The following is a 20,511-nucleotide window of genomic DNA, read 5'->3' as shown; positions in this document are numbered from 1 at the left end:
CTACCGCACGCGGTCGACCCGCCGCTCGTCCCACACCGGCTCCGGCGTCTCGCGGACCCGGCCGTCGCTGCCGAAGACCAGATAGCGGTCGAAGGAGCGGGCGAACCAGCGGTCGTGGGTCACGGCGAGGACCGTGCCCTCGAAGGCCTCGAGGCCTTCCTGCAGCGCCTCGGCGGACTCCAGGTCCAGGTTGTCCGTGGGCTCGTCGAGGAGCAGCGCCGTGCAGCCCTGCAGTTCGAGCAGCAGGATCTGGAAGCGGGCCTGCTGGCCGCCGGAGAGCCGCTCGAAGTTCTGCTCGGCCTGCTGCGTCAGCTCGTACCGCCGCAGCCGGGACATCGCGGCGCCGCGGTCCTGCGCGTGCTCGCGCCACAGGATGTCAAGGAGCGGGCGGCCCATCAGCTCGGGGTGGGAGTGGGTCTGCGCGAAGTGTCCCGGCACGACGCGCGCGCCGAGCTTCCACAGACCGGTGTGGGCGACGGGATTCTCGGAGTCGCCCGCGAGCAGCCGCAGGAAGTGCGACTTGCCCGAGCCGTTCGAGCCGAGGACGGCGACCCGCTCGCCGAAGAAGACCTCCAGGTCGAAGGGTTTCATCAGGCCGGTCAGTTCGAGGTTCTCGCAGGTCACGGCCCGTACACCGGTGCGTCCGCCGTGCAGCCGCATGGTGATGTCCTGCTCGCGCGGCGGCTCGGGCGGCGGTCCCGCCTCCTCGAACTTGCGGAGCCTGGTCTGGGCGGCGTGGTAGCGCGACGCCATTTCGTGGCTGACGTCGGCGGCCTGACGCAGGGTGCGGACCAGTTTCTTCAGCTGTTCGTGCTTCTCGTCCCAGCGGCGGCGCAGCTCCTCGAAGCGCGCGAACCGTTCCTTGCGGGCCTCGTGGAACGTCCCGAAGCCGCCGCCGTGCACCCATGCGTCGGCTCCCCCGGGACTCTGCTCGACGCTGACGATCTTCTCGGCGGCGCGGGCGAGCAGCTCCCGGTCGTGGGAGACGAACAGGACGGTCTTGCGGGTCTCCTTCAGCTGCCCTTCGAGCCAGCGCTTGCCGGGGACGTCGAGGTAGTTGTCCGGCTCGTCGAGGAGCAGCACCTCGTCGGTGCCGCGCAGCAGGGACTCGAGGACGAGGCGCTTCTGCTCGCCGCCGGAGAGGGTGCGGACCTCGCGGAACTGGGCCTTGTCGTACGGGACGCCGAGCGCGGCCATGGTGCAGATGTCCCACAGCGTCTCGGCCTCGTACCCCTGGACCTCCGCCCAGTCCGAGAGCGCCTGGGCGTACTTCATCTGGGCGGCCTCGTCGTCGACCGTCATGATGGCGTGCTCGGCGGCGTCGACGGCCTTCGCGGCCGCCCGGATCCGCGGCTGGGCGACGGAGACGAGCAGGTCGCGCACGGTGCTCTCGTCGCGCACCGAGCCGACGAACTGCGGCATCACGCCGAGGCCGCCGCTCACGGTGACGCTGCCGCCATGCGGCTGGAGCTCGCCGGAGATCAGCCGGAGCAGGGTGGTCTTGCCCGCGCCGTTCGCCCCGACCAGGGCGACGACCGCGCCCTCGCCGACCCGGAAGGAGACATCACCGAGCAGCGCCCGCCCGTCCGGCAAGTAGTACTCGAGGTGTGCGGCTTCCAGATGTCCCATGAGCGGGATTCTCCGTGGCCGACGGGTGCCCGGGCAAACCGTTTCCCCGCCGGGGCGGCCTGAACGGCACACGCGGGGGTACGTGAGCGCCATGTGCGCTGACTCCCCGGACGTCTCCGGTCTCGACCTGTCCCGTCCCGCCGCCGGGCACCGCCCGGTCAAGGCCCGCCTGGTCTCCTTCGACAGCAGGCTCTTCGAAGCGGTCGCCACGCGGCACTGGCCGGGCGCCGACCGGGTCCTTCCCGGGCTCAGCCAGAGCGCCAATCACGGCGTGCTGTGGTTCGCGACGGCCGCGGCGATCACCGCGACCCGGACCCCGCGGGCCCGGCGCGCCGCCGTGCGCGGCGTGGCCTCCCTGGCGCTGGCCTCCGCGACGATCAACACGCTGGGCAAGCGCTCGGTGCGCCGCGCCCGGCCGCTGCTCGACTCGGTACCGCTGATACGCCAGCTGAAAAGACAGCCCATCACCACGTCCTTCCCCTCGGGGCACGCAGCGTCGGCCGCCGCGTTCGCCACGGGCGTCGCGCTGGAGTCGCGGGCCTGGGGCGCGGCCGTCGCGCCGCTCGCGGCCGCCGTCGCGGTCTCCCGCGTCTACACCGGGGCGCACTTCCCGAGCGACGTCCTGGTGGGCGGCGCGCTCGGTGCGGGCGCGGCGTTCGCGGTGCGCGGTCTGGTGCCGACGCGGTCGCAGCTGGCCCCGCCGGGACGGCCCCGGGTGACGGCGCCCGCGCTGCCGGACGGTGCCGGTCTGGTCCTGGTGACCAACACGGGGGCGGGTACCCCGCAGCGCGTGAAGGCGCTGCGGGACGCGCTGCCCGAGGCGGAGGTCGTGGTGGCCGAGCCCGCTGACGTGGGCGCCGAGCTGGAGAAGGCGGCGGCCCGGGCGCAGGTCCTCGGGGTGTGCGGTGGCGACGGCACGGTCAACGCCGCGGCCCGCGTCGCGCTCCACCACGGTCTGCCGCTCGCGGTGCTGCCCGGCGGCACCCTGAACCACTTCGCGTACGACCTCGGGGTCGAGGACGCCCGGGACCTCGCGGGTGCGGTGGAGGCGGGTGACGCGGTCGCCGTCGACGTCGGCCGTTTCACCGCGGAGGAGTCGGAATCCGGAGAGCCCAAGTCGGGGTACTTCCTGAACACGTTCAGCCTGGGCGTGTATCCGGAGCTGGTGCGGCAGCGCGAGCACTGGTCGCCCCGGATCGGCGGCAAGCCGGCGTCGGTGCTCGCGGCGCTCAAGATCCTGCGCTCCGACGAACATCCGCTGACCGCTCAGTTCCGCGGCAAGGACCGGGCGCTGTGGATGCTGTTCGCCGGCAACTGCACGTACCACCGTCCTGGCTTCACCCCGGGCCGCAGGCTCGATCTGGCGGACGGTCTGCTCGACGTGCGCATCGTGCACGGCGGTCGCAGGCCGGGCGCCCGGCTCCTGGCGGCGGCGCTGACCGGGCCCGAGGTGCGCTCCCCCGCACAGGCGGCGGCGCGGCTGCCCAGGCTGCGGGTGGACGGGCTCGGCGCGGGCACCGCCGTCGCGTTCGACGGTGAAGTGACGCACGTGCAGGGCTCGTTGCTGATCGACAAGCTGCCGGAGGCGCTGACGGTCTACCGTCCGCTGAGCGGCGTCCGCTGACGTTCCCGGCACCCCCGGCTGACCACATACTGATACGCAGGTCTCACTATTCGGCATGGCGGCGTACGGTCTCCGTACTCGCACACGAAGGAGCTCCGCCATGCCGAAGGAGACCGCCGTCTACACGCACGGACACCACGAGTCCGTGCTGCGTTCCCACACCTGGCGCACCGTCGCCAACTCGGCCGCCTATCTGGCCGGTTCACTCAAACCGCACATGACGGTCCTCGACATCGGCTGCGGGCCCGGCACCATCACCGCCGATCTGGCCGCGCTGGTCCCCGACGGCCGCGTCACCGGCGTGGACCGCGCCCCCGCCATCCTGGACCGGGCGCGCGCCACCGCGGCCGAACGCGGCGTGGACAACGTCGAGTTCGCGGTCGCCGACGTGCACGACCTCGACTACCCCGACGACTCCTTCTGCGTCGTCCACGCCCATCAGGTGCTCCAGCACGTCGGCGATCCGGTGCGGGCGCTGCGCGAGATGCGGCGGGTCTGCAAGCCCGGCGGCATCGTCGCGGTGCGCGACGCGGATTACGAGGCGATGACCTGGCACCCGCGGACGCCCGTCATGGACGAGTGGCTGGACCTCTACCGTCAGGTGGCCCGCGCCAACGGCGGCGAGCCCGACGCGGGACGCCGTCTCAAGTCCTGGGCCCTGGAGGCCGGCTTCACGGACGTCACCGCGACGGCGGACACGTGGTGCTACAGCTCCGAGGACGAGCGCGCCTGGTGGAGCGGGCTGTGGGCGGACCGTACGGTCGAGTCCGCCTATGCCGAGCGCGCGGTGGCGGGCGGCCACACGGACGCGGAGCGGCTGCGGGCGATCGCCGGGGCGTGGCGGGAGTGGGGCGCGCGGGAGGACGCGTGGTTCGCGGTGCTGCACGGGGAGGTGCTCTGCCGGAAGTGACGCGTCCGTCCCCCGGCCTCGTTGCGCGTCACACCCCCTCGGCCTTCGCTCCCTCGGTCTTCACTCCCTGGGGAGCAGCGGGCCCAGCGGTCCGAGGTCCAGGTTCAGGTCCTCGGGCCGCAGCCCGTACCGGCCGCGGAGCTCGGCCATCCGGTCCTCCAGGAGCATCAGCGTGAGACCGATCCGCTCCTCCTGGTCCTCGGTCAGCTCGCCGGTGTCGAAGCGGCGCACGGCCTGCCGCTCCATCAGCTGACGGAGCAGTTCGACGATGGTCAGGACCAGTTTCACCAGGTCCCGCTCGACGGTGTCGGGGTCGAGGTCCATGCGCTTGCGGCGGTCGGTGCTCGCTTCGGTGTTCGTGTTCGTGCTCGTGTTCGTCTCTGCTTCTGCGCTCATGCGGTCACTCCAACTCCGGCCACGGCGAGGGCACCTGCTCGTTGACCGAGCTGATCAGGGCGTTCAGGTCGATGCGCACGAGGTCGACGTCCGCGATCCGCAGGGTGATGTCACCCGCGATGACCACGCCGCCCGCGAGGAGCCGGTCGAGCAGATCGACCAGGGCGACTTCCCTGCGTTCGACGACGGTCATGCGGTCGTGCCCTCCTCGTCGTCCGCGTCCCCCGTGAAGGAGTACGCCGCCCACGGCCCCGTCAGCTCCACCCGGAGCCCGCTCGTCCCGGACCCGTCACCCTTGGTGCGGTCCACGAGCTCGACGAACTCCTCGGAGTGCGTGCGGGACACCAGATAGGCCGCGTTGAGCACGTTGCGCCCCGGCGTGCGGGACAGCTCCGAGTTCTGCGGGGCGTGCAGCCGGGAATCGTCGGCCCACTCCGAGAGCCGCTCGTGCAGCTCCCGCGCGAAGCCCTCGGCCCGCTGCCAGTTCTCCTCCTGCGCCGTGCGCTGACTGCGCCGGCGGCGCAGGTAGTCGCGCCCGGAGCGGGGCGCCTCGGGCGCGGTGTCCTTGGCGTCCTCGGCGTTCTCGGCGTTCTCGGCGTTCTCCATGTATACCTTCACGCCCCACTCCACGCGCCCGTCGATGCGTTCGAGGACGCGGTGGAAGCGCTCCGCCCCGTCCTCCAGCATCGCGCGTACGCCGCTGTCGTCCCGGAAGACGGTCGCCAGGCGCAGCGGCAGCGGGCAGGTCACGGTGGTGAGCGCGTCGATCACGCGCTGGTGCGCGCGGGCCGTCCCGGAGAGCCAGTCCAGGTCTTCGAGGTGCGCGCGCAGGGGCTTCTCCGCGAAGTCGCGCTCCGGTACCGGACCGACCAGGGCCACCAGGTCTCCGTGGACGAGCTGCCGGGGCGGCACGCCGCCGACCCCGGTGAGGTCGGCGGCGAGCGGCGCGGCAAGGGGGCGGCAGACCGCGTAGACGTACCGCAGGTCGTCGTGGTGCGGTCCGCCGCCGTGCGGGTCATCGTTCGCGGCGTTCACGTGTCTCCTCCTTGGCCCTGGTCCCGGCCTTGACCTTGGTTTCGGCCTCGGCCTCGGCCGGTTCAAGGGCTTCCCGCTCCTCGATGTCCGCCAACCGCTGCCGCAACTCGGCGTTCTCCCGCGCGAGTTCGGCGCGACGCGCCCCGGTGGAGAGCGCCGGGTCGTCCTCCCACCAGTCGATGCCCATCTCCTTGGCCTTGTCGATCGAGGCCACGATCAGACGGAGCTTGATGGTGAGCAGTTCGATGTCGAGCAGGTTGATCTTGATGTCACCGGCGATGACGATGCCCTTGTCCAGGACGCGTTCGAGGATGTCGGCGAGGTTGGCCCCGCCACCGCCGCTGCCGTACGGGCCGGGGAGCCCGCCGCCGCCGGGGGACGCCGTCATCGACGGTCCCGCCCGCCGCCGGCCGACCCGGCGTACTCACGCTGCTTCTCGTCGTCGGCCTCGGGCTCGTCCTCTTCGTACTCGGCCTCGGGCTCGTCCTCGGCCTCCGGCTCTTCCTCGTCCTCGTACTCGGCCTCGGGCTCGTCCTCGAGCTCCTCCTCGGGGACGTCCTCCTCGTCCTCGTACTCCTCGGCGGGCTCGCCCTCTTCTTCCTCGCCCTCTTCTTCCTCACCCTCGTCGTACTCGGACTCGGGCTCGTCGTCGGACTCGGTCTCCTGCTCGTCCCGGTCGTCCTCGTACGCGTCCTCGTGCTCGTTCTGCGCGCTCTCGTCCTGCTCCTGCTCCTCCTCGGCCACCGCGTCCTCGTGGCTGCGGACGACCTCGCCGTCGCGGATCTCGCCGCGCCAGCCGTCGCTCGCCTCGCCGCGCATCGTGATGTGCCGGGCGAAGTGCTTGAGGTCGAGGCGGGCCCGGCGGCCCTGGGCGCGCCAGATGTTGCCGGTCTTCTCGAAGAGGCCCTTGGGGTAGTACTCGATGATCAGCAGCACCCGGGTGAGGTTCTCGGCGAGCGAGTGGAAGGTGACGACACCCTTCGTCGTCCCCTTGCCGCCCTCGGAGGTCCAGGTGATGCGCTGGTCGGGCACCTGCTCGGTGGTGTGCGCCTTCCAGCTGCGGCTGGACCAGAAGACCTTGAGCTGCCAGTCGGAGTCCGTGTCGCTCGCCACCGTGGCGCCCTTGACGCCCTTGGCGAAGGTGGAGAACTCCTGGTACTGGGTCCACTGGTCGTACGCCTCGCGCAGCGGCACGCCGACGTCGATGTACTCCAGGATGACCGTCGGCTTCTGGCCCGCGCCGCCCTTCTTGCGCTTGCCGCCGCCGATGCCCTTGAAGGCGTCGGTGACCTTGTCCTTCAGGTGGCTGCCGCCGAGTTCCAGCGCGCTGCGCACCGGGCCCTTGCCGTCGGCGACCTTCTTGCCCGCCTTCGCGGCGAGCTTGCCGAAGCCGGGGCTCTTGCCATCCGCGATGTCGTTCAGCTTGACGGTGGCGTCACCGAGCCGGTGTCCGACGCCGACGAGCATGCGCTCGGCCTGCGCCATGAGGTAGGCCTGCGCCTCCTCCTTCAGACGGTCGGCAGCGGGGCTGCGCGTGATGTTGCTCAGGGGTGATTCAGCCATGGTCACTGCCTCCCTTCGTCCTGCCGCCGCCCGAGCGGGCCGACGAGGTGGCCCTGCGGGCGGTCCCGCGGGACGCGGCGGCCGTCTTCTTCTGCGTGGTCTTGCGGGCGGCCGTCTTCTGCGCGGTCTTCTTGGCCGGGGCCTTCTTCGCGGCCGTCTTCGACGCGGTCTTCGCGCCCGCCTTCGGCGCGCTCCTCTTGGCCGGTGCCTTCTTGCGCTGTCCGGACGGGGCCTCGTCATCGGATTCCGCGTCGGCGTCCGAGTCGGCGTCCGAGTCCCGTTCCTTCTCGGGCTCTTCGTCGTCGTAGGCGTCGTCGTCCGCCTCGCGGTCGTCCTTGCCTTCGCCGCCCTTGACCTCGTCCGGCACGACACCGGATATGCGGTCCTGGACGCCGAGGGTGCGGTCGTGCAGACGGTCGGCGATGCCTTCGAGCTGCCGGTTGAGGAGGGATCCGGTGGCGGCCTTGCCCACGCCCCGCAGGTCCTGGCGCAGCTGGTCGCCGATCTCCTTGAACTGCGGATTGTTCTCCAGCTGCTGGGTCACCATCTGACCCAGCGCCTTGGGGCTCAGATTGAGCCGCTTGCCCGCCACCATGCTGCCGACGGCGAACGCGAACTTCGCCTTCTTCGTGCGCCCGAGAACGTATCCCGCGCCCACGGCCAGGCCTACTGCAAGTCGGTTCATTATCAGAAGTCCTGTCCTGTGCTCTGCTGCAGTCGGTCGAGGAGCTGGTCCTCGCACCGCTCGAACTCGGCTTCGTCGATCTCCCCCGCCTCCAGGAGTTCCTCGAGGCGGGAGAGTTCACGACGGATCGCCGAGGGGTCGTAGTACTGCCGCTCCGCCTCGTCGACCACCTGCCTGAGCACCCAGAGGGAGCCGCGGGCAGGGGCCAGAGGCAGCATGAGCAGTTCCCCTATGAGCCCCATGGCGTCATCACTCCGCGGGCTCGGAAGGCCCCGGGTCGACGAAGCTGTAGGGGGGCAGCGGACCGTGCACCCGCAGGTCCAAGTGCGGCTGCGTGGCCCGGAGTTCCTCGACGGCCGAGAGGAAGCCCTCGGACGTCTTGCGGTCCACGAGGAACGAGATGTTCGCCAGCCAGCCGGTGCCCTCGGGACCGTCACCGACCGCCTCGGCCGTCGGCTCGAGCGCGCGCCGCACCTCGACGGCGTCACTCGCCTCGCGGGCCCGCACACCGTTGGTGATCGCCTCGCCGAGCTGGAGCTTCTGCTCGTGGGAGCCGCCGCCCGCGCGCTGGTTGGCCTCGACCATGGCGCGCAGCTCCGGGTTCTCGGCGAGCACCTGGTGCAGCACGGCCTCCTCGTGATGGGTGGCCTTCACGTTGTACTCGACCTTGCCGTCGAGGGTGCGCAGCCGCTCCTCGTAGTGACCGGCCCGCTCCCCCAGTACGGAGACGACCGTCTCATCGTCCGGGGCGAGGCTGCCGAAGCGCATCGGGAGCACGGAACCTGCCGCACCGGCCTCCGACAGGACGTTCTGGTGCGCGAGCAGGTCGCGCCGCTTGGGCTTGAGGTCCTCCGGGGCGTCGCTCACGATGGCCGCGAGGTCGCCGTTCTTCAGGACGCGCACGGGGCAGGCCGGCCGGCCGATGCCCTCCATGCCGTCGGGCAGCGCCGGGTGGGAGCTGCTCGCGATGCCGTAGACGTACGTGGTCACTCCTGCTCCTCCTTCCGGCGGGACGTCGAGCGCCGGGCCCGCGGGCGCTCCTCGCTCTGCCGCTCGCCTTCATCGCGGGACTGCTTGAAAGCGTCCGATATGGTCTCGGCGGCTCCGGAGAGCGCGCCCTTCGACTTGCCCTTGGCGCCGGACTCCGTGATCTCGCCCACGAGTCCGGGCAGGCCCGGGTCCTTCTTCTGGCCGGTCTCCAGGTCGAGGCGGTTGCACGCCTCGGCGAACCGGAGATAGGTGTCGACGCTCGCGACGACGACACGGACATCGATCTTGAGGATCTCGATGCCGACGAGCGAAACGCGTACGAAGGCGTCGATGACGAGTCCTCGGTCGAGGATGAGCTCCACGACGTCGTACAGGCCACTCGTGCCGCCTCCGCCGCCGGACTGTTGTGCCGGGACTACGGTCATGCCGACGGTGCCTCCTTGAGTCTTGTCCTGCTCTTTCGGGTCGTGTCTTGTCCGGTCGTGCTTTCGGTTCCGGTCGTGCTTCTGGTTCCGGTCGTGCTTCTGGTTCCGGTCGTGCTTCTGGTTTCTAGCCGCCCGCTCCGCGGGGCTCCGAGCGTCCGCGCTCGTATCGGCGCAGCCGCTTGTAGCCGGTGAGCTCGCCCTGCGGGTCGAGCTGCACCTCGTAGCTCGCGAGGAGGCTCATCGTGTCGGGCACACGGGAGAGTTCCAGAACCTCGATCTCCAACAGCCAGCCGTCATCGGTGCGTTCGAAGGACGACACCGATTCGGGCGTCATACCGGTCAGCTCGGCGAGCTGCTCGCGGGCGTTGCGGAGGACTGCCATGGGGCCCGGCAGCGATTCCTTCTCGCTGCTGGCGGCCTTTTCATCCGTTGTCTTGCTGTCTGTGGTCTTACGGGGTGTATTGGCCATGTTCACCTCCTCCACCGGGTTACCCGTTGAGCCTTGGCCAAACGTCCTCAGCCGCGTAGCGCCCGCAGCTTCCGGCGGGCGGGCCCCAGAGCGCGTCCCGAGCGCGGGACACCGGCCCACGGCTCGGTGCGGGCCTGCTCCACGGCGGTGTCGATCGTCCAGCTGCGGGCGTGCACCGCGGGGTCGTCGAGCTGCTCCCAGGCGATGGGGACGGCGACCGGCGCCCCGGGCGTGGCCCGCACGGAGAACGGGGCGACGGCGGTCTGCGCGTACCCGTTGCGCTGCACGTCGAGGTAGAGCCGTCCGCCGCGGTCCTTCTTGCGCGCGGCCGTGGTGAGCCGGTCGGGGTGGGCCTCGGCGAGGGTGTCGGCGACGTCCTTGGCGAAGGCGCGGGCGTCGTCGAAGTCGTGGTTCCCGTTGAGGGGCACGATGACGTGCAGCCCGCGGGAGCCCGTCGTCATGAGGGCGGACGGCAGGTTCATCTGGTCGAGGAGTTCGCCGAGCAGGCGGGCCGCGTCGCGCACCGCGTCGAAGTCGTCCTCGGCCGGGTCCAGGTCGAAGACGAGCCGGTCCGGGCGGTCGATCCGGCCGGTGCGGGAGAGCCAGCGGTGCAGGGTGACGCAGGCCTGGTCGGCCAGGAAGAGGAGCGTCGCCGTGTCGTCGCACACGGTGTGGGTGACGGTGCCGTCCTGCTTGGCCACCTCGGCGCGGGTGATCCAGTCCGGGTAGTGGTCCGGGGTGTCCTTCTGCATGAAGCGGGGGCCCTCGACGCCGTCCGGGTGCCGCTCCAGCATGAGGGGGCGGTCGCGGAGGTGGGGCAGCATGAACGGCGCGACGGACCGGTAGTAGTCGAAGAGGTCCGCTTTGGTGAGGCCCGAGCCGCTGCCCTTGCTCTTACTCCTCCCCTTGGCACCGGCGACCGGGAAGAGGACCTTCTGCGGCCGGTGCAGCTCTACGGTGCGGCGGCCGGCCCGTACCGTCCGTACGTCGTTCATGGGGGTTCCCTTCGGCTCGGTGTGCCGGATGCGACGTGCCTCGGCGGGTACCCAGCGTCAGGTCCCGCAGTCGTGCGGGGCGGTTCCGACACGGTGGCGTTCACCCTGGCCGGGAGGGTGGCTGGCACCACCGGGAAGTCGGGGGCGGACGGGCGTGCCCCGGTGCCGCGGGGCCGGAAGGATCGGAGGACCGGATCCGGCCCCACCTGAGAGGCGCCCCATGCCGCACCACCCCGACGTGTCGAACCCCTCGCCGACGGCGCCCGGCCCCGAGCCACTGCCGCCCGGCACCGAGCTGCCACGCTCCCCTCGCCCTCGCCCACGCCCACGCCCCCGCTCGCACGAGCAGCGGCTCTTGGCCCCGGCGCTGGCCCGCATGCTGCCGGGCGGCGCCGACGAGCCACCGGCTCCCGGCGCGGTCAGGGCGGCCTTCGCGCTCTGGCTCACCGCGGCCGCCGCGGGCGTCTTCATGACGGCCGCCGACGGCCTGCCCCTGCTGCCGTTCCTGCCGCTGCACCTGGCGGTGTTCGCGGCCGCCGTCCTGGTGGCGGTGCGGATGCGCGGGGGCGCCCGGTGGGCCCGCTGGGTGCTGGCCTGCGGGCTCGGGGCGACCGGCACGCTGTCGCTCACCGCGTGGGCGGGAGGCCGCGGCGCGGGGTGGCCACCGGACTTCGCCGACGTCCTGGCGGGCGGCGGCTGTGTGCTGCATCTCGCCGCGGCGCTCACGGCGACGGTCCTGATGTTCCGCCCGGCGGCCAACGCCTGGTTCAGGGCGGTGCACCACCGCTGACGGCCGCCCCCGGGGTCAGCGGACGACTCCCTCCTCCACCAGGAGGCGGGCCGCGGCCGCGATGGACTCCGCGTCGATGCCCGCGGCGCGCAGCTGTTCCCCGGGCGACGCCGAGCCCGGCATCGTCCGCACGGCGAGGCGCACCAGGCGCGGTACCGGCCTGCCGTCGGTGAACGCGTCGAGGACCGCGTCGCCGAGGCCGCCCTGCTCCCTGTGGTCCTCGACGGTCATGAGGCAGCCGGTGCGTTCGGCGGCCTCGCGCAGAGTGCGGTGGTCGACGGGCTTGACGGAGTACAGGTCGACGACGCGTACCGCGATGCCCTCGCGGTCCAGCGCCTCCGCGGCGGCCAGCGCCTCGTGGACGGTGACGCCCGCGGCGACGACGGTGAGCCGGTCGGCGTCACTGGAACGCAGTACCTTGGAGCCGCCGACGGGGAACTCCTCGTCGGGTCCGTAGATGACGGGCGAATCGCCGCGTGACGTACGCAGGTAGCTGATTCCGTCGAGTCCGGCCATGGACGCGACGAGCTGACCCGTCTGGTGGGCGTCGCACGGGTACAGGACCGTGGAGCCGTGGATCGCGCGGAACAGCGCCAGGTCCTCCAGGCCCATCTGCGACGGGCCGTCCTCGCCGATCGCGACGCCCGCGTGCGATCCGACGAGGTTGATGTCGGCGCCGCTCACCGCCGCCATCCGGACGAAATCGTGGGCGCGGGTGAGGAACGCGGCGAACGTCGAGGCGTACGGCACCCAGCCGCGCGCCGCCAACCCGACGGCCGCGGCGACGAGTTGCTGTTCGGCGATGTAGCACTCGAAGAACCGGTCGGGGTGCTCCTTGGCGAAGTACTCCGTCCTGGTCGAGTCGCCGACCTCGCCGTCCAGGGCGACCACGTCGCCGCGTGCGGTGCCGAGCGCGGCGAGCGCCTGGCCGTACGCGGTGCGGGTGGCGACGGCGTCGCCCAGGGCGTGGCGCGGCAGTTCGAGGTGTCCGCTGCGCACGGCGTGCATGGCGCGGGCGGCGGCGGGCCTGCGCACCTCCACGCGTACGTCGTGTACGCCGCCCAGTTCCTCGACGGCCGCGTCGGCGTCCGGCAGCGGCTTGCCGTGCAGGCCCTCGCGGTTCTCCACGGAGGCGACGCCCTTGCCCTTGACGGTGCGGGCGAGGATGACGGTGGGCTGTCCGACGGTGGAGGCCGCTTCGTCGCAGGCGCGGTCGACGGCGTCGACGTCGTGTCCGTCGACCTCGACGACGTGCCAGCCGAAGGCCCTGAACCGGTCGGCGTAGGCGCTGAGTTGCCATTCGTGGCGGGTGGGGCCGCGCTGGCCGAGGCGGTTGACGTCGACGACGGCGGTGAGGTTGTCGAGGTGCTCGTACCCGGCGTGCTCGGCGGCCTCCCACACGGAGCCCTCCGCGAGTTCGCTGTCGCCGCAGAGCACCCAGACGCGGAACGGGATCCGGTCGAGCCGCTTGCCGGACAGGGCCATGCCGACGCCGACGGGCAGCCCCTGCCCGAGCGAGCCGGTGGCGACCTCGACCCACGGCAGGGCGCGGGGCGTGGGGTGACCCTGGAGGCGGCTGCCCTGCTCGCGGAAGGTGAGCAGCTCGTCGTCGGTGAGCGCGCCCGCCGCCTTGTACGCGGCGTAGAGGAGCGGCGAGGCGTGGCCCTTGGAGAGGATGAACCGGTCGTTGCCGGGATGGTCGGGCCGGTCGAAGTCGTAGTGCAGATGGCGTCCGATGAGGACCGCCATCAGGTCGGCGGCGGACATCGAGGAGGTGGGGTGGCCGGATCCGGCGGCGGCCGCGGCGCGGACGGAGTCGACGCGCAACTGCCGTGAGAGGGCGACGAGTTGTTCACTGCTGCTGGGCATCAGGTTCCTCCTTGGGTGGCGGGTGCTCCCTGCGGCGGGTCGAAAGGGGTCGAATCCGGCGGGGTCGGGAGCCCCCACGCGTGCCCCTGCGCGGCGACCGCCAAACACGGCGACGCACGGGGCGACGCGGAGAGCGCCGCACCGGGCGACACCCCTGAGGGACGCCGCGCGAGCGCCGTTTGCGCCCGCGCCGCGGGGTTACTCGCAGCCGTATCCGTCCACCCCGCTCCGCCCGCCGCACCGGAGGTGCACCCTCATGCCCGAGTACGGATACTTCCTGGCGACCGAGGAGTTCGGCCCCGCAGAGCTGGTCGAGCAGGCGCGCATGGCCGAGCAGGCCGGGTTCGAGTCGCTGTGGATCTCCGACCACTTCCACCCGTGGAACGCGTCGCAGGGTCAGAGCCCGTTCGTCTGGTCGGTGATCGGCGCGCTCGCGGAGGCGGTGTCGCTGCCCGTGCAGACCGCGGTGACCTGTCCGACCGTCCGTCTGCACCCGGCGGTCGTGGCGCAGGCGGCGGCGACGAGCGCCGTCATGACGGGCGGCCGGTTCCGGCTCGGCGTCGGCACGGGCGAGGCGCTCAACGAGCACATCACGGGTGGCCCCTGGCCGCCGGTCCACGTCCGCCTCGAGATGCTGGAGGAGGCGGTCCAGGTGATGCGGAACCTCTTCACCGGCGAGGAGGTCAACCACCGGGGCACGCACTACACCGTCGAGAACGCCCGCCTGTACACCGTGCCGGACGAGCCCGTGCCCATCGACATCTCGGGCTTCGGCCCCAAGGCGACGGCGCTCGCTGCCCGCGTCGGCGACGGCTTCGTCACGATGACCCCCGACGAGACGCTGGTCTCGCACTACCGCAAGGGCGGGGGCGGCGGAAAACCGGTCAGCGGCGGCCTCAAGGTCTGTTACGGCCCGGACCGCGAGGAAGCGGTGCGCCGGGCACGCGACCTGTGGGCCAGTCAGCTCCTGCCCGGCGAGATGGGTCAGATCCTGCCGTCCCCCCGCCACTTCGAGCAGCTGGAGCCGTTGGTCACCGAGGAGACGGCCGCCGCCTCCTTCACCTGCGGCGACGACGTCGACGAGCACGTCGGGGCGCTCACCGCGTACGCCGACGCCGGCTTCGACCGGGTGTACGTGGGCCAGATCGGCCCGGACCAGCGGGGCTTCTTCGACTTCTACCGCACGAAGGTGCTGCCGCAGGTCCAGGGCGCACCGCCTGCCACACCGGGTGACGGCGCACGCCGATGACGCCCTACGGGTACGACTTAGGAACGGTCAGATGAAGCACGAAGTCCCCATCGAACGACCCGCCGTCTCCGCGTACACGGTGCCCGCGGACGCGCCCGAAGCCGACGGCACCCTCGCCTGGGAGACCACGACCATCGTCGTCGCCGAGGTCACGGCCGGCGACGCGACGGGGACCGGGTGGACCTACGCCCCCGCGTCCGTGGCCGCCCTGATGGACGAGGTACTCGTCCCCGTCGTCCAGGGCCTCGACGCCCTCGACATCCCCGCCGCGCACGACGCGATGACGAAGGCCGTCCGCAACACGGGCCGCGCGGGCGCCGCCGGATGCGCGATCTCGGCCCTCGACATCGCCCTGTGGGACCTGAAGGCACGCCTTCTGGAGCTGCCTCTCGTACGCCTCTTCGGGGCGGCCCGCGACGAGGTGCCCGTGTACGGGAGCGGCGGCTTCACGACGTACCACGACACGCATCTGGCGGCGCAGCTGAACGGCTGGGTGCACGGCCAGCGCATTCCGCGCGTCAAGATCAAGATCGGTGAGGGCTGGGGCAGGGCGGCCGCCCGCGACGTGTCCCGGGTCCGCACCGCGCGAGACGTCATCGGCCCGCAGGCCGAGCTGTACGTCGACGCGAACGGCGGCTACACGCGAAAGCAGGCGGTCCGGGTGGGCCGGGTGCTCGCCGAGCACGGCGTCGGCTGGTTCGAGGAGCCGGTGTCGTCGGACGACCTGCGGGGGCTCGCACTGGTCAGGGACGCCCTGGTGTGCGACGTGACGGCGGGCGAGTACGGCTACGACCTTCCGTACTTCGCCCGCTTGATCCCCTCCGTGGACTGCGTCCAGGTGGATGCGACGCGCTGCGGCGGCCTCACGGAGTGGCTGCGCGCGGCGGCCCTCGCGCAGGCGCACGGCCTGGAGGTCTCCGCGCACGGCGCGCCGCACGCGCACGCCGCGGCCGCCGCGTGCGTGGCGAACCTGCGGCACATCGAGTGGTTCCACGACCACGTACGGATCGAGTCGATGTTCTTCGACGGCGCGCTCGACCCGACCGGCGGCGTCGTCCGCCCGGACGGCGGCGTCGGACACGGTCTCGAGCTGCGCACGGGGGACGTCGAGAGGTTCCGGGTGGCGTGACGGGGCGGGTCGGGGCGCTGCACCGCGGTCGGGGGCGCTGCACCGCACCGCGGCAGTGCTGCTCGGCCGCGGATGCTCTACGACACGCTCACTGCTCCTCGAGGCGGCGCAGGCTGTCGTCCGCTCGGTCGTTCCGTTCGGCCGACGTCAGTTCCCACCAGGCCGTGCCGCGTTCCCCGAGCCCCGTCTTCGCCAGCTGCACGCGGGCCCGGGCCGCCTTGCGCGCCGCCTCGTCGTCACGGGCGGCCGCGACCGCCCGGCGGGCCGCCATCAGGTGGTGGACCAGCCGCTTGCGTACGTCCTCGGCCAGGTCCGGGTCGGTGGCCCGCCACCGTCGCCCTTCGACGACGATGAAGTGGCCGTCCTCCGTGTGTTCGACCTCGTCTGCCGCCATACGGCCATCATGACCCGGACCCGTCGGCGGCGCGGCCCCACGGCCGGACGCCCGCACGGCCCGTCGGGGGCGCGGTGGGCGGCATCGGCGGCACCTCGGGGGCGTCGGGTCCGCCCGGCGGGACGGTCGGGGGCGCGGGGGCGGCCTCGGGGGTGGCAGGGGTGGCCGAGGCAGCAGGGGCGGACGGCATGGCGGGGGCCGTCAGGCCGGTGCCGCCCGGCTCGGGAAGTGCCTCGGCCGCGCGGGTGCCCGCGGCGGACGTCCTGGCGTCGTGGCCGGGACCCGACCGTGCCGCGTTGCGCAGCAGGAACGCCGCCGCGCCGAGCACCGCGGCCACGATGAGCGCGGCGGCCCAGCCGGGCAGGCCGAGCTCGATGACGAGGCCGAGGGCCAGGGCGGCCGCGGCTCCCGCGTAGAGGGCGGCGGCGCCGGACGCCGCGTACAGCGTCGCCTTGCGGCGCTGCTTCCTGGTCTGCTCACGGAACTCTTCGCGCAGTTCGGTGCGGATCGTCCGCACCAGTTCGTCGGTCAGGCCCTTGTCGAGGCCGGACAGGGGATTCTCTGGACCAGTCATGGCGCCCGGGTACCCGCCCGACCGGCGGCTTAACGGGAACGCCCCGCGTGCGACCCTGACCCCACAGGGTGACGCAGGCCACACCATGCCCGGTTGTCCCCTAGGGTAGGCGACGCGTGATCGTCCGGATTCGCACCCGGGAAGCACCATCGGAACCACGGAGGTATCCATGTCCTCGAAGCGACGTCGCAAGAAGAAGGCCCGCCGCAAGAACGGCGCGAACCACGGCAGCCGTCCCCAGTCCTGAACCCGGGACGGCACGGCGAACGGAGGGCGGCACCGAACGGTGCCGCCCTCCGACGTTCTCGCCGGAGACGGTGGCGAGCGGGCGGTCAATCATGAAATCGTTCCGACCATGGAGATCCTGGGAACCACGCTGCGGATCTGCGTCGAGGACCTGGAGTCCTCGGTCGCGTTCTACGAACGGCTCGCGGGCGGCAAGGCGATGCGCTTCGAGCGCGGCGGCGTCTCCGTCGCGGCGATCGGGTGCTTCTTGCTGATGAGCGGTCCGGAGCACGAGCTGGAAGTGCTCCGCAAGGTCTCCGCGACCATCGCGGTCAAGGACGTCGACGAGGCGTGCACGGTCCTGAACGCGTCCGGCGCGCGCGTCATCGCGGGCCCCGTCCCGACCCCCGCGGGCCGCAACCTCATCGCGATGCACCCGGACGGCTCCGTCTTCGAGTACGTGGACCGCCGCGTCACCGAGACCTGAGCGGCTGCCCTGCCCTGCCTTCGAACGCGTCCCCGTCACACCGCGGTGGCGACCTTCCACAGATGGCCGTCCGGGTCGCTGAAGTAGCCGAAGTAACCGCCCCACTCCGTGGCGGCCGGTTCCTTCACCACGGTGCCGCCCGCGGACTCCGCCGCCTGCATCGTCTCGTCCACGTCGTTCCGCGAGTCGGTGAGGTGGTGGAGCGAGACTCCGCGGAACCCGGCCCCCTCCGGGGGAACCCCCGCGTCCTGCGCGGCCGCCTCCCACTCGTACAGCGCCAGCATCGTCGACCCGGACCCCATGCGGCACCGGACGAAGCCCGGATAGTCCTGGTCGACCTCGCAGCCAAGCCCGTTGACGTAGAACCGCTTGGCGCGGTCCAGGTCCTCGACGCCGAGCATGACGGCGCTCATCTGCAATGACATGGCGATCTCCTGACTGTCAGTCCGCTGTGGCGGGTTCGCCGGTTTCCTCACGGTCGCCGGGTGAGACCGTGCACACCATCCGGCCGTCCCGCACGTCGCAGATGACGGTGTCACCGGGGCCCAGCTGGCCGTCGAGGAGCATGGTGGACAGCCGGTTGTCGAGCTCGGTCTGGATGGTGCGGCGCAACGGCCTGGCCCCGAACTCCGGCTGGTACCCCTGCTGTGCGAGCCACTCCTTGGCCGCGTCGGTCACCTGGAGAGTGACCTGCTGGGCGTGCAGCCTGCGGCGACTGCGCTCGAGCAGCAGGTCGACGATCCGTACGAGGTTCTCCCGGGTGAGCGCGTGGAAGACGACCACCTCATCGATGCGGTTGAGGAACTCGGGACGGAAGTGGCTGCGCAGCTCGGCCATCAGGTCGTCGCGGATCTCGTCCACGTCGCCGTGGTGGCTCAGGATGAGCTGCGAGGCGAGGTTGCTGGTCATGATGACGACCGTCTGACGGAAATCGACCGTGCGGCCCTGCGCGTCGGTCAGCCGCCCGTCGTCGAGGACTTGGAGCAGCAGGTTGAAGACGTCCGGGTGCGCCTTCTCCACCTCGTCGAACAGCACCACGCTGTACGGCTTGCGGCGGACGGCCTCGGTGAGCTGGCCTGCTTCGTCGTAGCCCACGTACCCGGGGGGCGAACCGACGAGACGTGAGACGGTGTGGCGTTCCTGGAACTCGCTCATGTCGAAGCGGATCAGCCGGTCTTCCTGGCCGAAGAGGATCTCGGCGATGGCTTTGGCGAGTTCGGTCTTGCCGACGCCGGTGGGGCCGAGGAAGAGGAAGCTGCCGGTGGGCCGGTCGGGGTCGCCCATCCCCGCCCGGCCGCGCCGCACGGCCTGCGCCACCGCGGTGACTGCCTCGTCCTGGCCGACCACCCGCTCGTGCAAGGTCCCCTCAAGGCGGATCAGGCGTTCGCGCTCGGTCGCGGTCAGCTGGGCGACGGGGATGCCGGTGCGCCGGGAGACGACATCGGCGATGTCTTCCTCGGTGACCTCGGCGGCGGGTTCCCGTTCGCCGTCCAGGCCCGAGAGCCTGCTCTCCTGCTCGCCGATCCGGCTCTTGAGCCCGGCGGCTCGTTCGTAGTCCTCGTTGTGGACGGCCTCGTCCTTCTCCCGGTTCAGCCGGGTCAGCTCCTGGTGGATCTCATCCGCCTCGGGACTGTCGGCGCCGCCGCGCAGCGCTACCCGGGCCCCGGCCTGGTCCACCAGGTCGATGGCCTTGTCGGGCAGGAAGCGGTCGGTGATGTAACGGTCGGAGAGGGTCGCCGCACTCTCCAGCGCCGCGTCGGTGAAGCGGACGCCGTGGTGGGCCTCGTAGGAGTCGCGCAGACCCCGGAGGATCTCCACGGTCTCCTCGACCGTGGGTTCCGGCACGATCACCGGCTGGAAACGGCGTGCGAGTGCGGCGTCCTTCTCGATGTTCTTGCGGTATTCGTCCAGGGTCGTGGCGCCGACCAGGCTGAGATCGCCGCGCGCCAGAGCGGGCTTGAGGATGTTGCCCGCGTCCATGGCGCCTTCACCGCCGCCACCGGCGCCGACGACCGTGTGGAGTTCGTCGATGAACAGGATGATGCTCTCCTGCGCGTCGGTGACCTCGTCGATGACCTTCTTCAGACGCTCCTCGAACTCTCCGCGGTACTTCGAACCGGCCACCAGACCCGACAGGTCAAGGGCGACTACCCGCCGGTCCCGCAGGGTCCTCGGCACGTCGCCGGAGACGACACGCTGCGCGAGGCCCTCCACGATGGCGGTCTTGCCGACTCCCGGATCGCCCAGCAGCACCGGGTTGTTCTTCGAACGCCGGGAAAGGATCTCCACCGTCTGCTCGATCTCCTGCGCCCGGCCCACCACCGGGTCCAACCGCCCCGCACGTGCCTCGTCCGTGAGATCGCGGCCGTACTCGTCCAGCGTGGGCGTGGCAGCGGACCCGCCCGCCGCTGAACCGCCGGTCGCGCCGGACGAGGGGTCCTCCATGACCGCGGCAAGAATGTGCTCGGGCCCGATGTACGACGCACCCGCCTCCTGGGACGTGGCGTGGGCCCTGAGCAGGGCCCGTTTCGCCGCCGGGGTGAGCCGCGGTTCCTCCACCGTGCCGCCGATGGGCAGCGACTGCTCCGTCCGGTCCGCCAGTGCGTCGGGGTCGGCGCCTGCTTGCGCAAGGAGTTGGCGGCCGGGTTCGACCTGGGTGGCGGCCCACAGCAGGTGCACGGTGTCGAGGTCGGCACCGTCCTCCGCGGCACGTCCGCCGGCCGCCGCCAACAGCTCCTGCGAGGCGTCGCTGAGCAGGCGCCCGATGGGCACTCGCTGGACCGCCGGCGGGGAGGCCGCCGGGCTCGTGCCGAAGAAGCGGTTGAACAGGTCCGAGAAGGGGTCACCGGACCCGAAGGGCGAAGTCGTCACGGCGGTCGTCCGATCCTGGCGGCATCCGACGCGCCTGACGTGCCGGATACCGCGGTCGTTGTCGAGAAGGCGGCGGCCCGCGGACAAGGACTCTGCCGTTCGGCGGCGTCAGGCATTGCCGGTGTGCGGGCCTTTCCCCACCTTGGAAGCCGATCCGTGCCTCCGCATGTCAGCCGCCGTGCCCTTCGGCCACGCGGGTGAC

24 protein-coding genes are annotated in these 20,511 nt (G+C 71.9%); 7 read left to right on the top strand and 17 right to left on the bottom strand.

The genetic code is table 11. The features are described 5' to 3' along the window. Nucleotides 1-1,629, bottom strand: coding sequence for an ABC-F family ATP-binding cassette domain-containing protein (locus tag NOO62_RS33480; RefSeq protein WP_268774536.1), 1,629 nt, complete (start codon nt 1,627-1,629; stop codon nt 1-3). A 91-nt stretch (nt 1,630-1,720) separates the two neighbouring features. Here NOO62_RS33480 and NOO62_RS33475 point away from each other — a divergent pair, with 91 nt between their 5' ends. Next, a complete protein-coding gene (locus NOO62_RS33475; RefSeq protein WP_268774535.1) occupies nt 1,721-3,253 on the top strand; it encodes a bifunctional phosphatase PAP2/diacylglycerol kinase family protein in 1,533 nt (510 codons plus the stop codon). A gap of 100 nt (nt 3,254-3,353) precedes the next feature. Next, nucleotides 3,354-4,163 carry a class I SAM-dependent methyltransferase gene (locus tag NOO62_RS33470; RefSeq protein WP_268774534.1) on the top strand — a complete coding sequence of 270 codons (810 nt, stop codon included), beginning with the start codon at nt 3,354-3,356 and terminating at the stop codon, nt 4,161-4,163. A 60-nt stretch (nt 4,164-4,223) separates the two neighbouring features. On the opposite strand, the gene NOO62_RS33465 is transcribed toward NOO62_RS33470, so the two are convergent. The 11 genes from NOO62_RS33465 to ligD form a co-directional block, all read right to left on the bottom strand. Then, nucleotides 4,224-4,487, bottom strand: coding sequence for a gas vesicle protein K (locus NOO62_RS33465; protein WP_268775902.1), 264 nt, complete (start codon nt 4,485-4,487; stop codon nt 4,224-4,226). A 76-nt stretch (nt 4,488-4,563) separates the two neighbouring features. Beyond that, on the bottom strand, nt 4,564-4,752 hold the full coding sequence (locus NOO62_RS33460; RefSeq protein ID WP_098245919.1) for a gas vesicle protein: 189 nt from the start codon (nt 4,750-4,752) through the stop codon (nt 4,564-4,566). Then, complete coding sequence (locus tag NOO62_RS33455) at nt 4,749-5,594, bottom strand: GvpL/GvpF family gas vesicle protein (protein WP_268774533.1); 846 nt, start codon at nt 5,592-5,594, stop codon at nt 4,749-4,751. The genes NOO62_RS33460 and NOO62_RS33455 overlap by 4 nt, the downstream gene beginning before the upstream one ends. Continuing rightward, nucleotides 5,575-5,982, bottom strand: coding sequence for a gas vesicle protein (locus NOO62_RS33450; RefSeq protein ID WP_268774532.1), 408 nt, complete (start codon nt 5,980-5,982; stop codon nt 5,575-5,577). The genes NOO62_RS33455 and NOO62_RS33450 overlap by 20 nt, the downstream gene beginning before the upstream one ends. After that, a complete protein-coding gene (locus NOO62_RS33445) occupies nt 5,979-7,157 on the bottom strand; it encodes an SRPBCC family protein (protein ID WP_268774531.1) in 1,179 nt (392 codons plus the stop codon). The genes NOO62_RS33450 and NOO62_RS33445 overlap by 4 nt, the downstream gene beginning before the upstream one ends. Then, nucleotides 7,150-7,842: a DNA primase gene (locus NOO62_RS33440; RefSeq protein WP_268774530.1), complete on the bottom strand. Its 693-nt coding sequence runs from the start codon at nt 7,840-7,842 to the stop codon at nt 7,150-7,152. The genes NOO62_RS33445 and NOO62_RS33440 overlap by 8 nt, the downstream gene beginning before the upstream one ends. 2 nt (nt 7,843-7,844) lie before the next feature. Further along, the gene (locus NOO62_RS33435; RefSeq protein ID WP_150174161.1) at nt 7,845-8,084 is read right to left on the bottom strand and encodes a gas vesicle protein GvpG; all 240 of its coding nucleotides are present in this window, start codon (nt 8,082-8,084) and stop codon (nt 7,845-7,847) included. 7 nt (nt 8,085-8,091) lie between these two features. Continuing rightward, nucleotides 8,092-8,832 (bottom strand): GvpL/GvpF family gas vesicle protein, encoded by a 741-nt coding sequence (locus NOO62_RS33430; RefSeq protein ID WP_268774529.1) that lies wholly within the window; start codon nt 8,830-8,832, stop codon nt 8,092-8,094. Continuing rightward, nucleotides 8,829-9,257, bottom strand: coding sequence for a gas vesicle structural protein GvpA (locus NOO62_RS33425; RefSeq protein WP_268774528.1), 429 nt, complete (start codon nt 9,255-9,257; stop codon nt 8,829-8,831). Before NOO62_RS33425 ends, NOO62_RS33430 begins: the two co-directional genes overlap by 4 nt. A gap of 124 nt (nt 9,258-9,381) precedes the next feature. Continuing rightward, nucleotides 9,382-9,726: a gas vesicle protein gene (locus NOO62_RS33420; protein ID WP_268774527.1), complete on the bottom strand. Its 345-nt coding sequence runs from the start codon at nt 9,724-9,726 to the stop codon at nt 9,382-9,384. A gap of 47 nt (nt 9,727-9,773) precedes the next feature. Then, the gene (gene ligD, locus NOO62_RS33415; protein ID WP_268774526.1) at nt 9,774-10,721 is read right to left on the bottom strand and encodes a non-homologous end-joining DNA ligase; all 948 of its coding nucleotides are present in this window, start codon (nt 10,719-10,721) and stop codon (nt 9,774-9,776) included. A gap of 220 nt (nt 10,722-10,941) precedes the next feature. Here ligD and NOO62_RS33410 point away from each other — a divergent pair, with 220 nt between their 5' ends. Further along, on the top strand, nt 10,942-11,511 hold the full coding sequence (locus NOO62_RS33410) for a hypothetical protein (RefSeq protein ID WP_268774525.1): 570 nt from the start codon (nt 10,942-10,944) through the stop codon (nt 11,509-11,511). Nucleotides 11,512-11,526: 15 nt separating this feature from the next. On the opposite strand, the gene NOO62_RS33405 is transcribed toward NOO62_RS33410, so the two are convergent. Continuing rightward, nucleotides 11,527-13,380: a transketolase gene (locus NOO62_RS33405; protein ID WP_268774524.1), complete on the bottom strand. Its 1,854-nt coding sequence runs from the start codon at nt 13,378-13,380 to the stop codon at nt 11,527-11,529. A 256-nt stretch (nt 13,381-13,636) separates the two neighbouring features. Between NOO62_RS33405 and NOO62_RS33400 the strand changes: the two genes are divergently transcribed. Next, on the top strand, nt 13,637-14,629 hold the full coding sequence (locus tag NOO62_RS33400) for a TIGR03557 family F420-dependent LLM class oxidoreductase (RefSeq protein ID WP_268774523.1): 993 nt from the start codon (nt 13,637-13,639) through the stop codon (nt 14,627-14,629). A gap of 31 nt (nt 14,630-14,660) precedes the next feature. Further along, nucleotides 14,661-15,758 (top strand): enolase C-terminal domain-like protein, encoded by a 1,098-nt coding sequence (locus NOO62_RS33395; protein ID WP_268774522.1) that lies wholly within the window; start codon nt 14,661-14,663, stop codon nt 15,756-15,758. Nucleotides 15,759-15,846: 88 nt separating this feature from the next. Here the strand turns inward: NOO62_RS33395 and NOO62_RS33390 are convergent, their stop codons facing one another. Together NOO62_RS33390 and NOO62_RS33385 are read right to left on the bottom strand one after the other, a co-directional pair. Then, nucleotides 15,847-16,152 (bottom strand): hypothetical protein, encoded by a 306-nt coding sequence (locus NOO62_RS33390; RefSeq protein WP_268774521.1) that lies wholly within the window; start codon nt 16,150-16,152, stop codon nt 15,847-15,849. A 7-nt stretch (nt 16,153-16,159) separates the two neighbouring features. Beyond that, the gene (locus tag NOO62_RS33385) at nt 16,160-16,726 is read right to left on the bottom strand and encodes a phage holin family protein (RefSeq protein ID WP_268774520.1); all 567 of its coding nucleotides are present in this window, start codon (nt 16,724-16,726) and stop codon (nt 16,160-16,162) included. Nucleotides 16,727-16,895: 169 nt separating this feature from the next. On the opposite strand from NOO62_RS33385, the gene NOO62_RS39335 reads away from it, so the two are divergent. Together NOO62_RS39335 and NOO62_RS33380 are read left to right on the top strand one after the other, a co-directional pair. After that, nucleotides 16,896-16,973: a 50S ribosomal protein bL37 gene (locus NOO62_RS39335; RefSeq protein WP_370443954.1), complete on the top strand. Its 78-nt coding sequence runs from the start codon at nt 16,896-16,898 to the stop codon at nt 16,971-16,973. 108 nt (nt 16,974-17,081) lie between these two features. Then, nucleotides 17,082-17,438 carry a VOC family protein gene (locus NOO62_RS33380; protein WP_268774519.1) on the top strand — a complete coding sequence of 119 codons (357 nt, stop codon included), beginning with the start codon at nt 17,082-17,084 and terminating at the stop codon, nt 17,436-17,438. Between the two features lie 35 nt (nt 17,439-17,473). Here the strand turns inward: NOO62_RS33380 and NOO62_RS33375 are convergent, their stop codons facing one another. Further along, nucleotides 17,474-17,863, bottom strand: coding sequence for a VOC family protein (locus NOO62_RS33375; RefSeq protein WP_268774518.1), 390 nt, complete (start codon nt 17,861-17,863; stop codon nt 17,474-17,476). Nucleotides 17,864-17,879: 16 nt separating this feature from the next. Further along, nucleotides 17,880-20,309: an ATP-dependent Clp protease ATP-binding subunit gene (locus tag NOO62_RS33370; protein WP_321170636.1), complete on the bottom strand. Its 2,430-nt coding sequence runs from the start codon at nt 20,307-20,309 to the stop codon at nt 17,880-17,882. Between the last annotated feature and the right edge of the window lie 202 nt (nt 20,310-20,511).

Origin of the sequence: Streptomyces sp. Je 1-369 (assembly GCF_026810505.1) — a bacterium.
Taxonomy (GTDB): Bacteria; Actinomycetota; Actinomycetes; order Streptomycetales; family Streptomycetaceae; genus Streptomyces.
This window is presented reverse-complemented; position numbering and strand designations above follow the sequence as displayed.

What these genes read in the sequence shown, in the direction of transcription:
- NOO62_RS33420 (WP_268774527.1), bottom strand. Translation starts at nt 9,726, where the DNA reads ATGGCCAATACACCCCGTAAGACCACAGACAGCAAGACAACGGATGAA.
- NOO62_RS33465 (WP_268775902.1), bottom strand. Translation starts at nt 4,487, where the DNA reads ATGGACCTCGACCCCGACACCGTCGAGCGGGACCTGGTGAAACTGGTC.
- NOO62_RS33405 (WP_268774524.1), bottom strand. Translation starts at nt 13,380, where the DNA reads ATGCCCAGCAGCAGTGAACAACTCGTCGCCCTCTCACGGCAGTTGCGC.
- NOO62_RS33445 (WP_268774531.1), bottom strand. Translation starts at nt 7,157, where the DNA reads ATGGCTGAATCACCCCTGAGCAACATCACGCGCAGCCCCGCTGCCGAC.
- NOO62_RS33400 (WP_268774523.1), top strand. Translation starts at nt 13,637, where the DNA reads ATGCCCGAGTACGGATACTTCCTGGCGACCGAGGAGTTCGGCCCCGCA.
- NOO62_RS33480 (WP_268774536.1), bottom strand. Translation starts at nt 1,629, where the DNA reads ATGGGACATCTGGAAGCCGCACACCTCGAGTACTACTTGCCGGACGGG.
- NOO62_RS33395 (WP_268774522.1), top strand. Translation starts at nt 14,661, where the DNA reads ATGAAGCACGAAGTCCCCATCGAACGACCCGCCGTCTCCGCGTACACG.
- NOO62_RS33385 (WP_268774520.1), bottom strand. Translation starts at nt 16,726, where the DNA reads ATGACTGGTCCAGAGAATCCCCTGTCCGGCCTCGACAAGGGCCTGACC.
- NOO62_RS33460 (WP_098245919.1), bottom strand. Translation starts at nt 4,752, where the DNA reads ATGACCGTCGTCGAACGCAGGGAAGTCGCCCTGGTCGATCTGCTCGAC.
- NOO62_RS33380 (WP_268774519.1), top strand. Translation starts at nt 17,082, where the DNA reads ATGGAGATCCTGGGAACCACGCTGCGGATCTGCGTCGAGGACCTGGAG.
- ligD (WP_268774526.1), bottom strand. Translation starts at nt 10,721, where the DNA reads ATGAACGACGTACGGACGGTACGGGCCGGCCGCCGCACCGTAGAGCTG.
- NOO62_RS33375 (WP_268774518.1), bottom strand. Translation starts at nt 17,863, where the DNA reads ATGTCATTGCAGATGAGCGCCGTCATGCTCGGCGTCGAGGACCTGGAC.
- NOO62_RS33425 (WP_268774528.1), bottom strand. Translation starts at nt 9,257, where the DNA reads ATGACCGTAGTCCCGGCACAACAGTCCGGCGGCGGAGGCGGCACGAGT.
- NOO62_RS33390 (WP_268774521.1), bottom strand. Translation starts at nt 16,152, where the DNA reads ATGGCGGCAGACGAGGTCGAACACACGGAGGACGGCCACTTCATCGTC.
- NOO62_RS33475 (WP_268774535.1), top strand. Translation starts at nt 1,721, where the DNA reads ATGTGCGCTGACTCCCCGGACGTCTCCGGTCTCGACCTGTCCCGTCCC.
- NOO62_RS33440 (WP_268774530.1), bottom strand. Translation starts at nt 7,842, where the DNA reads ATGAACCGACTTGCAGTAGGCCTGGCCGTGGGCGCGGGATACGTTCTC.
- NOO62_RS39335 (WP_370443954.1), top strand. Translation starts at nt 16,896, where the DNA reads ATGTCCTCGAAGCGACGTCGCAAGAAGAAGGCCCGCCGCAAGAACGGC.
- NOO62_RS33450 (WP_268774532.1), bottom strand. Translation starts at nt 5,982, where the DNA reads ATGACGGCGTCCCCCGGCGGCGGCGGGCTCCCCGGCCCGTACGGCAGC.
- NOO62_RS33435 (WP_150174161.1), bottom strand. Translation starts at nt 8,084, where the DNA reads ATGGGGCTCATAGGGGAACTGCTCATGCTGCCTCTGGCCCCTGCCCGC.
- NOO62_RS33410 (WP_268774525.1), top strand. Translation starts at nt 10,942, where the DNA reads ATGCCGCACCACCCCGACGTGTCGAACCCCTCGCCGACGGCGCCCGGC.
- NOO62_RS33470 (WP_268774534.1), top strand. Translation starts at nt 3,354, where the DNA reads ATGCCGAAGGAGACCGCCGTCTACACGCACGGACACCACGAGTCCGTG.